At 58.5% G+C, this 12780-nt stretch carries 16 protein-coding genes and 1 pseudogene; 10 read left to right on the forward strand and 7 right to left on the reverse strand.

The window, feature by feature from the left end; all coding sequences use genetic code 11:
• Positions 1-111: 111 nt before the first annotated feature.
• The 4 genes from FHT28_RS32220 to FHT28_RS32235 are packed head-to-tail and all read left to right on the forward strand — an operon-like array spanning position 112 to position 2398.
• Positions 112-657, forward strand: a complete 546-nt coding sequence (locus tag FHT28_RS32220) for a sugar ABC transporter (RefSeq protein WP_168598443.1) — start codon at positions 112-114, stop codon at positions 655-657.
• Between the two features lie 6 nt (positions 658-663).
• A complete protein-coding gene (locus tag FHT28_RS32225) occupies positions 664-990 on the forward strand; it encodes a hypothetical protein (RefSeq protein WP_168598444.1) in 327 nt (108 codons plus the stop codon).
• A 19-nt stretch (positions 991-1009) separates the two neighbouring features.
• Entirely contained in the window at positions 1010-1981 is a 972-nt protein-coding gene (locus FHT28_RS32230; protein ID WP_168598445.1) for an MBL fold metallo-hydrolase, read from the forward strand.
• A 54-nt stretch (positions 1982-2035) separates the two neighbouring features.
• Positions 2036-2398, forward strand: a complete 363-nt coding sequence (locus FHT28_RS32235; protein WP_168598488.1) for a LysR substrate-binding domain-containing protein — start codon at positions 2036-2038, stop codon at positions 2396-2398.
• Between the two features lie 65 nt (positions 2399-2463).
• Here the strand turns inward: FHT28_RS32235 and FHT28_RS32240 are convergent, their stop codons facing one another.
• Positions 2464-3030, reverse strand: coding sequence for a sugar ABC transporter (locus FHT28_RS32240; protein WP_168598446.1), 567 nt, complete (start codon positions 3028-3030; stop codon positions 2464-2466).
• 168 nt (positions 3031-3198) lie between these two features.
• Between FHT28_RS32240 and FHT28_RS32245 the strand changes: the two genes are divergently transcribed.
• Positions 3199-4098, forward strand: a complete 900-nt coding sequence (locus FHT28_RS32245) for a LysR substrate-binding domain-containing protein (protein ID WP_168598447.1) — start codon at positions 3199-3201, stop codon at positions 4096-4098.
• A gap of 56 nt (positions 4099-4154) precedes the next feature.
• Here FHT28_RS32245 and bla read toward each other — a convergent pair whose 3' ends face one another.
• The 4 genes from bla to FHT28_RS32265 form a co-directional block, all read right to left on the reverse strand.
• Positions 4155-5039: a class A beta-lactamase gene (bla, locus tag FHT28_RS32250; RefSeq protein WP_168598448.1), complete on the reverse strand. Its 885-nt coding sequence runs from the start codon at positions 5037-5039 to the stop codon at positions 4155-4157.
• 239 nt (positions 5040-5278) lie between these two features.
• Entirely contained in the window at positions 5279-5716 is a 438-nt protein-coding gene (locus FHT28_RS32255) for an acetyltransferase (protein WP_168598449.1), read from the reverse strand.
• A gap of 57 nt (positions 5717-5773) precedes the next feature.
• Positions 5774-6166, reverse strand: coding sequence for a VOC family protein (locus tag FHT28_RS32260; protein WP_168598450.1), 393 nt, complete (start codon positions 6164-6166; stop codon positions 5774-5776).
• A gap of 128 nt (positions 6167-6294) precedes the next feature.
• The gene (locus tag FHT28_RS32265) at positions 6295-6789 is read right to left on the reverse strand and encodes a VOC family protein (RefSeq protein ID WP_210255947.1); all 495 of its coding nucleotides are present in this window, start codon (positions 6787-6789) and stop codon (positions 6295-6297) included.
• A 39-nt stretch (positions 6790-6828) separates the two neighbouring features.
• Between FHT28_RS32265 and FHT28_RS32270 the strand changes: the two genes are divergently transcribed.
• Positions 6829-7755: a LysR family transcriptional regulator gene (locus FHT28_RS32270; RefSeq protein WP_168598451.1), complete on the forward strand. Its 927-nt coding sequence runs from the start codon at positions 6829-6831 to the stop codon at positions 7753-7755.
• A 59-nt stretch (positions 7756-7814) separates the two neighbouring features.
• On the opposite strand, the gene FHT28_RS32275 is transcribed toward FHT28_RS32270, so the two are convergent.
• The gene (locus tag FHT28_RS32275; RefSeq protein ID WP_168598452.1) at positions 7815-8702 is read right to left on the reverse strand and encodes a LysR substrate-binding domain-containing protein; all 888 of its coding nucleotides are present in this window, start codon (positions 8700-8702) and stop codon (positions 7815-7817) included.
• 91 nt (positions 8703-8793) lie between these two features.
• Here FHT28_RS32275 and FHT28_RS32280 point away from each other — a divergent pair, with 91 nt between their 5' ends.
• From FHT28_RS32280 to FHT28_RS32290, 3 genes and pseudogenes are all read left to right on the forward strand, one after another.
• Positions 8794-9711 carry an NAD(P)-dependent oxidoreductase gene (locus tag FHT28_RS32280; protein WP_168598453.1) on the forward strand — a complete coding sequence of 306 codons (918 nt, stop codon included), beginning with the start codon at positions 8794-8796 and terminating at the stop codon, positions 9709-9711.
• A gap of 11 nt (positions 9712-9722) precedes the next feature.
• Positions 9723-9872 (forward strand): LysR family transcriptional regulator, encoded by a 150-nt coding sequence (locus tag FHT28_RS32285; RefSeq protein WP_168598490.1) that lies wholly within the window; start codon positions 9723-9725, stop codon positions 9870-9872.
• Between the two features lie 135 nt (positions 9873-10007).
• A pseudogene (locus FHT28_RS32290) lies at positions 10008-10592 on the forward strand (SOS response-associated peptidase); the annotation flags it as partial.
• A gap of 98 nt (positions 10593-10690) precedes the next feature.
• Here FHT28_RS32290 and FHT28_RS32295 read toward each other — a convergent pair.
• The gene (locus tag FHT28_RS32295; RefSeq protein ID WP_168598491.1) at positions 10691-11257 is read right to left on the reverse strand and encodes a TetR/AcrR family transcriptional regulator; all 567 of its coding nucleotides are present in this window, start codon (positions 11255-11257) and stop codon (positions 10691-10693) included.
• A 108-nt stretch (positions 11258-11365) separates the two neighbouring features.
• Between FHT28_RS32295 and FHT28_RS32300 the strand changes: the two genes are divergently transcribed.
• A complete protein-coding gene (locus FHT28_RS32300) occupies positions 11366-12775 on the forward strand; it encodes an amidase (protein ID WP_168598454.1) in 1410 nt (469 codons plus the stop codon).
• The last annotated feature ends 5 nt before the right edge of the window (positions 12776-12780 follow it).

Below are 12780 nucleotides of genomic sequence, written 5' to 3' on the forward strand. Positions count from 1 at the left end.
ATCATCGAAGCATGACTCCAAATCGTTATTGCTGGCGCTCACAATAGCTTAACTTGATCAAACATCAATGAAAGTGAGGCCGGCACGAAATGCGCGGTCGGAGGTGGTACGATGATCTATACGGTTGAATGCAGTTTTGCTGATCCCCACACCGAGACGGAATGGAACGAGTTCTACAGCCTGGACAAGCTGCCCGCCCTGATTTCGGTGAGCGGTTTCCACACATCACAGCGGTTCAGGGCGTTGACTGGCGGTTGCCCTGTCTATCTCGCTCTTCATTCGATCAACGGCCTCGACATTCTGACTGGCGAAGAATATCGCCAGAAGGGAGGCGGCAATTTTTCTCGATGGCAGCAACACATCACTGACTGGCACCGTAACCTTTACGACGGTATCGAGCGTGCCCCGGCTGTCGGCTCGACCGAATACCTAGTGCTGAGCGCAAAAGGACCCGAGCCGCTGCACGATCTGGGCCTGACGCCGTTTGCCATGCGGGCAGTCGCCATGGAGAAACTCCCCGAGCATCGTTGGCTTGCGAAAGGGGCGCGCGACATATTCCCGAATATCGGGCATCTGCCGGACGACATTCACGTCTATGCGCCGATGACGCCGCAATTGACGAGCGGCGATGACGCTGCCTCTGCGAGCGCGCGGTGAACGCCGATGCCGAATGTCACCCTGTACATCCCGCAAGACAGAATGCCGCCGGACGATACGCTCGCAGCCCTCACGGAGCGCTGCACGCTACTGTGTACGGGCATCCTTCAAGCTGCCTTGACGAATGTGCATGTCATTTTCGTCGCCGTTCGGCATGGCCGGGGTCATCCGGCCTTTGTCGAGATCCAGTATCGCCTCGAACCTTTCCGGACAGCGGCGCTGATGGATCAGTTCATGGAAGAACTGGACGGCGCCATCGGGGATAGCCTCCATCTGACCGCGCGCATTCGCTGCTTCGGCTATGAGGCGTCGAGCATCCATGCACGCAACTGAATCCACGCCAGAGGCGATCATGACCGTATCCGAATTTCCAAACCAGACTATCGGTGAGCTGACCATCACCGCCATCAGTGACGGTTATCTCCATGCCGGTTTCGACCTGCTCTCGAATATCGATGCTGACGACGCCTCTCAAATGCAGGAGAATGCAGGGATGCCGGATCATACCGCTGTCCACATCAACTGCTATCTTGTGCGTGAAGGTGGCCGCACAGTGCTGATCGATGCCGGAGCGGGCGGCTTCAAACAATGGGGCGGGCGGCTGAAAGACAATCTCGTATTTGCAGGCATCCACCCCGCTGATATTGACGCCGTTCTGCTGACGCACGCTCATCCCGACCATGTTGGCGGCCTGATCGACTCCTCAGGTGAAGCCGCATTCCCGAACGCCGAGCTCCTCGTTCATCAGCAGGAAATCGCGTTCTGGCAGGATGACGGCAATCTCGGTCGCGCGCCAGAACGCGCTCAGGGCAACTTCCATTTCGCCCGTCGGGCGTTTAACGCTTATCGTGACAGGTTGCGAACCTTTGAGACCGGCGAAGTGCTTCCCGGCATGACGGCTGTTCCGCTCCCCGGTCATACGGCAGGGCATACCGGCTATCATCTTGAGTGCGGTGGCCAAAGCGTGTTGATCTGGGGCGACATCGTCCATTTCCCCCATATCCAGATCCCGCGGCCGGATGTTTCGATTGCATTCGACCAGGATAGCAATCTCGCAGCGTCGACGCGATCGAGACTGTTGGATATCGTCAGTGCGGAACGGCTTCTGATCGCCGGTATGCATCTTGGCGAGCGTGGCTTTGCACGCATTGAGAGAATGGGCGAAGGTTATAGCGTCAGCTATGAAGAACCAGTACCGCATCTGCACGTGAGACAGGCGGAATCTAAGTCGATCGTGGCCGGACTTTCGGATGCAGGCTGGGGGCGAAATCCATCTGAGCTGATCTCTGCTGGAAGTGCGGCGGGTCGCTCTTCAATCGCTTGAACCACGGTCATCATATCGTCGTCGCCCAGGCCCAGGGCTTCCCCCTCTGCATAGATATCGCACGAAGCTGTCGCCTTTGCGCCGTCGGCTCGTTCCGTATGGAGATTTACGAGAGACGACGAGAGCCCTGAGGTCTTGCCAGTCAGGATGATCACCGTCAATAATGGTCAGGCCGTCCGCGCGGCAGCCCGGGCTGGGTTGGGCATCATCATGCAGCCGGAAATCCTCGTGAGGAGAGATTTCGAAACAGGCAGCCTTACCCCGCTCCTGACAGAGTGGCGGCTCGGCGAGCGCCCCATGTGGCTCGTCTACTATCGCGACAGACGCATGACGCCGCGGCTGAGCAGCTTCATTTCTTTTGCAATATCGACATTCGGCGCCTCCGAAAACCTCGATAAGCGGCGATCTTCGGATTGATGACGTTGGGAACAGGACCGACCGCTCACGATACAATTACACCCGGCATTGAGATTTCTAGCCCTTCAAGAAGTGTAGCAGTCGTCAGAGCAACCTATGGCGGAGGCGACGTCATCGCCGTTCGTCAATTGCGGCGTCATCGGCACATAGACGTGAACATCGTCCGGCAGATGCCCGATATCGCCGATCATGTCGCCACCTGCTTTCGCGAGCCAGCGATGTTCCGGGAACTTCTCCATGGCGACCGCATGCATTGCATAGGGCGTTACGCCCAATTCGCGCAGCGGCTGAGGGCCTGTTGTGCTCAGCACCAGATATTCGGTTTCGCCGACGGCCGGGGCGCGCTCCACGCCCTCGTACAGGTTCCGGTGCCAATCGGTGATGTGTTGCTGCCAGCGGGCGAAGTTGCCGCCGCCCTTCTGGCTATATTCCTCGCCGGTCAGAATATCGAGGCCCTCGATCGAATGGAGAGCGAGGTAGACGGGACAGCCACCGCTCAACGCTTTGAAACGCTGTGAGGTGTGAAAGCCGCTCACAGAAATCAGGGCAGGCAGCTTGTCCAGGCTGTAAAACGCGTTCCACTCCGCCTTGCTGTGCGGGTCAGCAAAGCTGCATTCAACTGTATAGATCATCTTATCGCCTCCGGCCGGCCGCGCAGCGCCTCCGGCTTCGTTAGTCATTGATATTTTATCATTGTAAGAGGCGAGCAATCTATTAAATATCGATATTGCGTCACCCTTCAATGATCTAATATCAAGCTTGGGTCGATCAAATGCCGATCAAACCTGCGGAGACCGCGGATGCGCCGTAAAATTCCCAGCAATTCCGCTCTCATGGCGTTCGAGGCATCGGCGCGTCATGGCAGCTTCGCGCGCGCAGCGGACGAGCTGGCACTGACCGAAGGAGCAATCAGCCGGCAGATCGGTCGGCTGGAGGCTTTCCTCGGCGTGACGCTGTTCGAACGCGTCGGCAACCGCGTCAGGCTTCTGCCGAGCGGGGAACGGTATGCCGCCCAGGTTCGCGAGTCTCTCGACCGGCTGGAGCGTGACAGCCAGTATCTGATGGGGCAGCCCAGCGATGGCGCCAGCATCGATATCGCGACGATCCCGACTTTCGCCACGCGATGGCTCATTCCCCGCCTTGGACGATTTCAGGAGCGCCATCCGAACATCATCGTGCATCTTGCCGAACGAATGGAACCATTCGTGCTCGCCGGAAGCGGTTTCGACGCTGCCATCCATTACGAGCATCCCGCATGGACCGGAATGAGGACACACCGGTTGCTGCACGAGACGCTGGTGCCTGTCTGTCATCCGGCGCTTCTCGACAAAGCCGCAGACGCGGCATCGCTCGACCGCCTGCCACGTCTGCACCGTCGCCAGAACCCGGATGCCTGGCAGCGTTATGCGCAGGAAGCCGGAATCACGCTCACCAATCCCGCGATCGGCCCATGCTACGACCTCCACATCATGCTGATCGAGGCGGCTTTGGCGGGACTTGGCGTCGCACTGGTGCCGCACCTCTATGTCGAGACGGAATTGGCGAAAGGTCGTCTGGTCGCGCCCTGGCCTGAAGGCCAGTCGATCTCCAAGACCTTCAGCCTGATCCTCCCAGAGCCGATCCGGTTGAGTGACGGTCCGATACAGGCGTTTGCGGATTGGCTGCTTTCGGAAGCGCACATTCTGCCCCGCGCCGGCTGAGGTGACGCTTGCTTGATCGACAGCGGCCGTTCCGCCGCCGCTGGCAGGCCGTTCGATTATGCGTTTCTCGTAACGATGCGTGCTACGTGGGCCAAAACGGCTTCCTGTTCTACCACGGAACCACGTGCCTTGCCGAGATAGGCCGCGACGACGATGGGAGGGCGATTGGGTGGAAAGATCACCCCGATATCGTTGGTGGCTATTCCCTCCCACGTCCCGGGCTTGTTCGCGATCCGCCACCCCGCCGGCAAACCAGCCCGCAGGCGCTGTGCGGCCGCATCTCTGGACGCCATCATCCACTCGGTCAGGTGCGCCCGCGACGTCGGCGACAGAGCGGAGCCCAGCACGATGCGTTGCAGTGTGCCGACCATCGCGCGCGGCGAAGTCGTGTCGTGCGTTTCTCCCGGCTTGACGATATTGAGAGTCAGTTCGGTCTTGTCGATACGGGTTATCTGGTCACCTATTGAGCGCAGATAGGCGGTCAATGCAGAAGGTCCGCCGAAGTTGGCCATCAGCAGATTTGCCGCGGTGCTGTCGCTGACAATTGCCGCCCCTTCGCAGAGCTGCTCGACGGTCATCCCGTCAGCAATGTGCGGCTTGGTCGCCTTGAAAGGCATAACCAGATCCTTCTCGCCGAAGAAGATTCTTCGATCCAACTTCTCTTCTCCGCGATCAACGCGAGCGAGCGTGAACGCGATAGCCAGAGCCTTGAACGTGCTGCACAGAGCGAAGCGTTCATCGAGACGGTTCCCGATTACCTGACCGGTCGCGGTGTCCAGGACCGCAACGCCAAGATGACCACCACTGCGGATTTCGAGTTCCCGGAGCTGGTCTTCGACAATGCTTCGGCCGTCATCTGCGCGCGCGCCAACCTCCAACAACCAAGGTAATGCAATGAGAGGGGTCAGAAATGTAGTCCGTCGTGTGAACATCCGGGTCATTTTGTCTTTACTTCCGCCTTATCTTCAACTTGCTCATTCTTTATAACTCCGTGCGTTAGGTTCCCCATCGGGATCGATAGTGCTTTTTAGCCCGATTTATGACCAGATTTCGGGCGGGTCCCGACACTGGTCAGTATCTCACCTGGACTGCGACCGCCTCATGGTGCGCGCCGGGTGTTAGTGGTCCGCCACGACGCGACTCCAAATAACTTGAGGTTGTGAGATATGAAAGCTTGCGGTCATTCACCGTACTTCAAGTGGATGAGAGGATAAGGTTTGCCTTGCCCGTCGAGCAGCGAACGACCGATGTGCCTGAAGCCCATTTTTTCATAGAAGCCGACCGCCTGACTGTTCTGCTCATTGACGTCGGTTGTCATTTTAGGATGAAGTGTAAGGCCGTGGCGTACCAGTGCGGCACCAATTCCAGTTCCTCGACATGCGGGATCGACGAACAGCGCCTCCATGTGGCCCTTGTCGATTAGCATGAAGGCTAGCGGATAGTCATTAGCATCCACGGCAAGCCAAAGCGGCGCGTGGGGCAGAAAGCCACGCACCATCTCTTCGATGGAAAGGCGATCCTCCGGCAAGAGAAAGTCATGTGTTGCATCAACCGCGCCACGCCAAATTTCCACTGCGCGATCGCCCTCGTCGGGCCGGGAGCGTCTAATTGTCGTCATTGTCCCTTCCTCATTCATTTGCCGGAAGCAAGGGAGCTCCGCAGAGGCATTGCTCCGTCAGGCATGCCAATCAGCTCGCTGGATCACAACCCTATAGCCATCGGGGTCTTCAAAGGTACGGCCTGAGCGATCCCAATAGGGGTTGAACGCCGCGACGGCTTTGAACTCGGCTCCTTCCATTCTTTCGACGGCAACCTGCCATTCTGTAGGGTCCGGAAGGTAGAACACGAGGAGATTGTCTCGTGTCGGCGCACGACCTGCGGCATGTCCATGCGCCTTCGTGAACTCGAAATGATAAGGTGCGCCCGCATGTCCGAGCATTATGCCGTCGAAACCATCGTGGTCCTCAAATCGATACAAAATTTCCAGCCCGAGGCCGTCTCCATAAAAACGAATAAGCGCTTCTATATCGTCGGTGGGACGTGCGACGCGTAGCTTGGGGAGAGCCATTAGAAGTTTCCAATAATGCTGGCTGGCGACCGGAACAGAAGGCACGCTGCAGCCGTGATTGACAAAAGCCATCTGTGAGGCGACGACGGCTACGCTGCTCGCTACTTTCCGATTTTCGGTCTTCCGGATCAAGTTCGGGGCGACACTTCGAGAGCATCGTGGCCACTGCTGATACTGAATGCTATTTCCTGCCCGAACGACAATTCAAGCGTGTTGCCATCCGGGTCAGAGATATACGTCCAGAGGCCGACCGGCGGCCCATCATTGCGCGGGGCAGACCGCAGGATGCCGCGGCGCTCAGCTTCGGCCGCACGGCGCGAGACATCTCCCGGCTTGGCACACGCAATGCCTATGTGACCGAATGGTCCGAGTGGCGTATCATTCAAATTCGTAGATGCAACGAGGACAAGCGCGAACGGGCGCGAGCCATCCGCCATCCACGCGACCTCTTCGATATCGTCGCCTGCGGTTCGGCGATGAATTACCTGAAGATCGGCAAATTCCTGATAGAAGGCGATGCTCTTATCGAGATCGCGCACGACCAGCGCTACGTGGGACAATCCTACATCTGTTTCGGGCGACCGGATCATGTTCAATTCTCCTTTTCCCTCAATTTGCATCATTGACAGATCGAATGGAAATCGAAGATTTCTATAGGAATTATGCAGGAGACGAATAATTTCCATCCATCCGATTTGGGTTTGCTGCCGTTCCTCGAGGCGCTGATCGAGGAGCGACATGTCTCGCGCGCAGCATTGCGACTCAACCGTTCACAGCCGGCGGTCAGCCACGCTCTGGCGAGGTTAAGAGACATCTTCAACGATCCGCTGCTGGTGAGAGGCCAAGGCGGCTTGCAGCCAACAGCGCGGGCGCTTCAACTCGCTGAGCCACTGGCTGAGGCCCTTGCGCTGATGCGTTCCATGGTCGCCCAGCCGTCCTTCAACTTGGAGCAGTGCCACCACAATTTCCGTCTTTCTCTGTCGGACTATGGAGCGGCAATCCTCCTGCCCACCCTCGTATCGCGACTTCGAAAGTCGGCACCGTTGGTGGACCTTTCTATCGTATCATACGGCAGGGAACGCGCGCTTGCCGCGCTGATAGACGGGGAGATTGATCTGGCGGTTGGGGTATATCCCATCCTCAAGCAGGCTGGGCACGCCGACCTCAGAAGTGCACTGCTCTTTGAAGAGACGTTTGCTTGCCTGTTCGATGAATCGAGCGCGTGTGGCGCGTTTTCCTTCGATGATTATCTCGCCCGTCCTCATGTGCGGGTTAGTGTTGCGTTGCAAGACGACAGTGAGGTCGACGACGCGCTTGCTCGTCTTGGTTACAAGCGCCGCATCGCAGTTCAGCTTCCACATTGGTCTGCCGCACCCGACCTTGTCAGGGGAAGCGATCTCGTGCTGACCGCAGCGAAGCGCAGCATTGAGTATCTGGGAAAGGGAGGCCTCCAGTGCAGCGAACTGCCGTTCCAGTTGAGCAGCTTTCCATTCGTCCAGACATGGCATCGCCGTCGCGAAAAGGATGCCCCGCATAGATGGCTCCGAGAGGAAATCGCCGCGATAGCCGGTGCCAAGGGGCAGAGGTAGATATCCGGGCAGTCATCGAGCACCGTGAGCCTTGGCAGCAGGGACGTGCGTGGCACCGTTCACCGTGTCGGCAGTTGGGCAGCCACGCCTGGATTTTCGATCGTAGCCTTGAGGATGTGTGCGAGATCCTGAGCGGCTTTTGGCAGATGGTCCTGCTTCAACATCCGCAACTCAAGCGGCGGCAGTGCCGGCAAGCAATTGTCCAGCCGACGTATTCCGGGCGGCACGCCATGGGCTGTGCGCACGGTGACGCCCAATCCAAACCGTAAGGCCGCCCAAACACCGGGCAGGCTGGGCGTGGTAAGGGAAAGGCGCCATCGGATGCCAGCCTCATCAAGCGAGCGAAGTGCAGCCTGCCGGAACAGGCAGGGATGATCAAAGAGCACAAGCGGAAGAGTGCCAGAGACATCGCGAAGCGGTTCACTGTCTTCATCTTTGGAAAGCCAAAACATCGGCATCGTCGCCAGGAGTTCCCCAGTTCCCGGACGATCCATGCCTGCGAAAGCGAGAGCAAGATCGAGCCGCCCGGACTTTACTTCGTCTTCGAGCGCGTAGTTTCTGCCTGCACGAACCGCGACATGCACGTTCGGTCGTTTCTGGCAGAAGGTCGCGAGAGCACTGGGCATGACCTCTTCGAAGAAATCCTGTGGCAGGCCCAGGCGGATAGTTGGCGGTGCCACCGATGCACCCAACGCCATGGCTGCCTCATCATGCATAGCTACGATCCGACGCGCGTAACTGAGGAGAGTGTCGCCTGCTTCCGTTGGCACCAATCCGCGACCGCGCCGGTGGAACAGGGCATGACCTGCCTGCTCTTCGAGGCGCTTCAGCTGCATACTGACAGCTGACTGCGATCTGCCGAGATGTAGAGCGGCGCGCGCGAAACTCCCGAGGTCGGTGCCCACGATCATCGTACGCAGCGCTTCAATGTCGAACTGTGGCACCATCTACCCGATTCCTTGAAGTTGGAATTCAAACTTATCAAATTTTCGAATTTGTTGGGACGGATTAATCTCCTGAGAAAACAGGAGACACAGGATGAACAAGTCGACGTCGATCGGGTTCATTGGGCTAGGCACAATGGGATTGCCGATGGCTTTAAATCTCGTCCGAGCGGGAACGAAACTGATCGTGTGGAACCGTTCTGCCGAGCGTTGCGGGCCGCTGGTGGAACTCGGCGCGATCGCTGCACCCAGCGCTGCCGATGTATTTGAACGATCCGGGACGGTTATCCTGATGCTTGCCGACGAGGCTGCCACCGACGCCGTGCTTGGCCGCGGATTACCCGATTTTACCGAACGTGTGGCCGGACGCCGGATCGTCGCGATGGGCACGGTGCGCCCCGGCTACTCATTTGCGTTGGCAAACGAGATCAAGAAGGAAGGCGGGCGCTATGTGGAGGCACCAGTCTCGGGGTCGCGCAAGCCTGCGGAGGCCGGTGAACTTGTGGGGATGCTGGCGGGGGAGAAAGAGGACCTGGCCGAGATACGGCCTCTACTCAAACCGCTTTGTCGGGAAGTCTTCGATTGTGGCCCGGCACCCAACGCTCTGCGCATGAAGCTCGCGGTGAACGTGTTTCTGATCACCATGGTAACGGGCCTCGCCGAGGCGGCGCATTTTGCCGAGCGCAACGGTCTCGATCTGAACCGTTTCATAGCCATTCTTGACGCCGGCCCGATGGCGAGCGACGTGTCGCGGATCAAGGCTGCGAAGGTGATGCGTCGAGATTTTGAGCGTCAGGCAGGGATCTCCGACGTTCTTAAGAACAGTCGCCTCGTCATTGAAGCTGCCCGGGAGGCAGCCATAGCCTCGCCTCAGATGGACGCCTGCTTCACGCTCTACGCGGAGACGGAAGCCTTGGGCCTTGGCGGCGACGATATGATCGCTGTGGTCCGAGCAATCGAAGAGCGAACCACAGCGATTTCGCTAGCGAAAAGCGCCGAGAGCAAGGCGTGACTGAAGATCGGATGGACGTGCCGGACCTCACGTTTGATCTTCGGTGCCTTCGCTGCGCTATCGCGGCCGCCGCGCACGGTAGTTTTCGGCAGACGGCACTTGCGCTGGATACATCACAATCCACAGTAGCGCGCCGGATCCAACTTCTCGAACAAAACTGACGTTGCTAATTGCGCTCTGGCTCCTTGCGATCACGGCGATCGGCTGTTCAGGCGAAATGGAGGGATCGGCGCGACGAATGCGCTCCGTCGGCAGATCCGGAAGATAGATCGAGACGACCTTTGTCATCGCACGCCTCACTCGAGAAAGCAGCCAAAGCCAAGGCCGAGAAGCTCGCGGCCAAGGGCAAGCCATTTGATCTCGAGGAGCTGATCCGCATGGAGGCGGACCGCGGCACGACAAACGTGCGTAAGCTCAATTTCCCGCAGTGGACGCGATGGTTCGGCGTCGAACACAGATGCCTTGTCCCAGTCACCAGCTTCGCCGAGCCGGATCCGGCGAGCAAACAGGAAGGTGGTAATGTACCCAACGCCTGGTTTGCCCGCGATGAAGCAAAATCGCTGATGTTCTTTGCCGGCATCCATGTGCCACAGTGGAAAAGCGTCTGGAAGGTTCGGGACGGGCTCACGACCGACGATCTCTATGGTTTTCTAACCACGGATCCCAACGATCTCGTGAAGCCGATCCACGAGAAAGCAATGCCGGTCCTCCTCCTGACAAAGGAAGAGACCGACATATGGATGCGGGCGCCGTGGGACGAGGCAAAACATCTTGCCCGCCCACTTCCGAACGATGCACTCATCATTTTGTCGCGAGAATCATATGGGTCATCGATAGTCTCGAAGTCAGGAGAGCCACAAGCACGAGGCGTTTTGCTGTAATCTCCGATTTATGCGGCAACAAACGAGGTGAGCGAAGTTCCGCCCGAAAATGTGCTCGATCGACGTTGAAAATAGCTGATCTCGATCGAGCAGTTCGGCTATCCGCCTGGCAACAAGCCTGCCTCTTGATAGCTTTCGACCATTGCGTCGAACAGCGAGATGTCGGACCTGCTGCGGGCAAGGAGCTGCGCTCCCGCGATCGCGGCGAAGATTGACCTTGCCCGCGCATCGCTTCCCTTCTTATCCGTCAGGCCGGCATCGAGCAGCCGCTCCGCTAGCCAGGCGATATTGACGTCAGCGAAGGTCTGCACCTCTGTCCTGACCTGTTCAGGAAGATCGTCGTACTCCGCGCCGAGGAAGCTACCGAGGCACAGGCGATTACCGTTCTCCAGCGACATCCGGAACGTCTCCGGATACTTTCGGAGAGCAGCCTTCGGATCGCTTTTTATGTCGGCAACTTCTTCGAGCCACGCCTTCGTGTCCTGCCAGTAGCGCTTTGCGATCGCGGCTGCGAGATCGGCCTTGCTTGGAAAGTGGTGATAGATGCTGGCCGCCTTGATACCGACTTCGGCCGCTAGCTCGCGCATGTTGAGCCCCCCATAGCCGTGCGCTTGAGCGCTTAAACGCCCTGCGGCCAGTATGGCTTCCCTCGCATTCCCGGACATAATCCACAAACTCCGCTTCATCCTAACAAATGTTAGATAGGGCTTGACGGAGGATTTGTAAAGCACTAGCTCTGACTTGCCTACCAACCGTTAGTTAGCGAGAACGCCATGAGCAACGAACTGATTTTCGCCGATGCCACTAAGCTGGCCGAACTCATCCGCAATAAAGACGTATCGCCTGTCGAAGTCGTTCGGGCACATCTCGACCGCATCCAGGCGGTCGACCCCCAGGTCAATGCAATCGTGACTGTTGCCGATGGAGCGCTTGAAGCCGCCCGCCGAGCAGAAGCCGCAGTCCTTGCTGGGGAGGAACTCGGCCCACTGCACGGCGTGCCGTTTACCGCCAAGGATTCGATCGACACAGCCGGCGTTCTGACGCAGCGTGGTTCGCCGATCTTCAAAGGTCGTACGCCAGACCGTGACGCCACAAGTGTCGCCCGCATGAAGCAGGCAGGTGGCATCCTTCTTGCCAAGACCAACCTCCCGGAATTTTCTTATTGGATCGAGAGCGACAACTTGCTGTCCGGGCGCTCCAACAACCCATGGGATCTGGAGCGCACGCCAGGTGGGTCGAGCGGCGGTGAATCCGCAGCCATTGCTGCAGGCATGTCGCCGATCGGCCTGGGAACTGACCTTGCAATCTCCGTCCGCGGTCCCGCCGCGCAGACCGGCATCACCTCGATGAAAGCGACCCATGGGCGCGTGCCGATGACAGGCATCTGGCCACGTGCGCCGCGTCGCTTCTGGCACGTTGGCCCAATGGCTCGTTCGGTGCGTGACATCGCACTGGCCTTCACGCAGCTGGCAGGCCCGGACGGGCAAGATGCATTCGCCTCCAGCACGGTTCCTTTCGACGCAGGCATTGGCCGGCAGCCATATCGGCAGCTTCGCGTGGGTTGGATGGTCGGACCGGGATTCGGCCCTGTCCATCCGGAAGTTGCCGCCACAGTTAAGGCTGCAGCCGAGGCGTTGAAAGACCTGGGTGTCTCGGTCGAGCATGTCGGAATCCCCGCACTGGAGAAGGACTTCGCGCTTGACGTCTTCAACCGTCTCCACGTCATGGAGATGAAGCCAGCCTTCCGTGAGGCGACCGCTGGTCGTCGGGAAGACGAACTTTACAAGATGGCAAAGACAATGCTGTCCCTGCCGGACACCTCCATGGATGACTACATCGACGCCGAACAGGCCGCCGAGCGCTTACGTGATGGCTATGCCGATTACTTCTTACGCTATGACGCGCTGATCACTCACGTCTTGCCAATCCCGGCGCATAAGCATGGCGTCGAGGAATTTGTGATCGACGGCAAGACAGTCGACGCAACCTACCTGCAGGGCGCTACCGTGCCTCTCAATATTACAGGTCTTCCAGGCGTGTCGATGCGGTTTGGAACAAGCAAGGAAGGATTGCCGATCAACGTCCAGATCGTAGGCAAGTGGCAGGCTGAATCGACTATTCTTCACATCGCATCCCTGCTTGAAAACGTCAGCTCGACACGGGCGATGCGGCCTCAGCTCTGAATGCT

It is taken from the genome of Rhizobium sp. SG570 (genome assembly GCF_012275345.1).
In the GTDB taxonomy this organism is placed as follows: Bacteria; Pseudomonadota; Alphaproteobacteria; order Rhizobiales; family Rhizobiaceae; genus Rhizobium; species Rhizobium lusitanum.

Excerpts from the sequence above, each read along its gene's own strand:
- FHT28_RS32270 (WP_168598451.1), top strand. The coding sequence starts at position 6,829 with ATGCAGGAGACGAATAATTTCCATCCATCCGATTTGGGTTTGCTGCCG.
- FHT28_RS32275 (WP_168598452.1), bottom strand. The coding sequence starts at position 8,702 with ATGGTGCCACAGTTCGACATTGAAGCGCTGCGTACGATGATCGTGGGC.
- FHT28_RS32285 (WP_168598490.1), top strand. The coding sequence starts at position 9,723 with ATGGACGTGCCGGACCTCACGTTTGATCTTCGGTGCCTTCGCTGCGCT.
- FHT28_RS32255 (WP_168598449.1), bottom strand. The coding sequence starts at position 5,716 with ATGACGACAATTAGACGCTCCCGGCCCGACGAGGGCGATCGCGCAGTG.
- FHT28_RS32230 (WP_168598445.1), top strand. The coding sequence starts at position 1,010 with ATGACCGTATCCGAATTTCCAAACCAGACTATCGGTGAGCTGACCATC.
- FHT28_RS32265 (WP_210255947.1), bottom strand. The coding sequence starts at position 6,789 with ATGATGCAAATTGAGGGAAAAGGAGAATTGAACATGATCCGGTCGCCC.
- FHT28_RS32295 (WP_168598491.1), bottom strand. The coding sequence starts at position 11,257 with ATGTCCGGGAATGCGAGGGAAGCCATACTGGCCGCAGGGCGTTTAAGC.
- FHT28_RS32240 (WP_168598446.1), bottom strand. The coding sequence starts at position 3,030 with ATGATCTATACAGTTGAATGCAGCTTTGCTGACCCGCACAGCAAGGCG.
- bla (WP_168598448.1), bottom strand. The coding sequence starts at position 5,039 with ATGACCCGGATGTTCACACGACGGACTACATTTCTGACCCCTCTCATT.
- FHT28_RS32245 (WP_168598447.1), top strand. The coding sequence starts at position 3,199 with ATGCGCCGTAAAATTCCCAGCAATTCCGCTCTCATGGCGTTCGAGGCA.
- FHT28_RS32220 (WP_168598443.1), top strand. The coding sequence starts at position 112 with ATGATCTATACGGTTGAATGCAGTTTTGCTGATCCCCACACCGAGACG.
- FHT28_RS32280 (WP_168598453.1), top strand. The coding sequence starts at position 8,794 with ATGAACAAGTCGACGTCGATCGGGTTCATTGGGCTAGGCACAATGGGA.
- FHT28_RS32300 (WP_168598454.1), top strand. The coding sequence starts at position 11,366 with ATGAGCAACGAACTGATTTTCGCCGATGCCACTAAGCTGGCCGAACTC.
- FHT28_RS32225 (WP_168598444.1), top strand. The coding sequence starts at position 664 with ATGCCGAATGTCACCCTGTACATCCCGCAAGACAGAATGCCGCCGGAC.
- FHT28_RS32260 (WP_168598450.1), bottom strand. The coding sequence starts at position 6,166 with ATGGCTCTCCCCAAGCTACGCGTCGCACGTCCCACCGACGATATAGAA.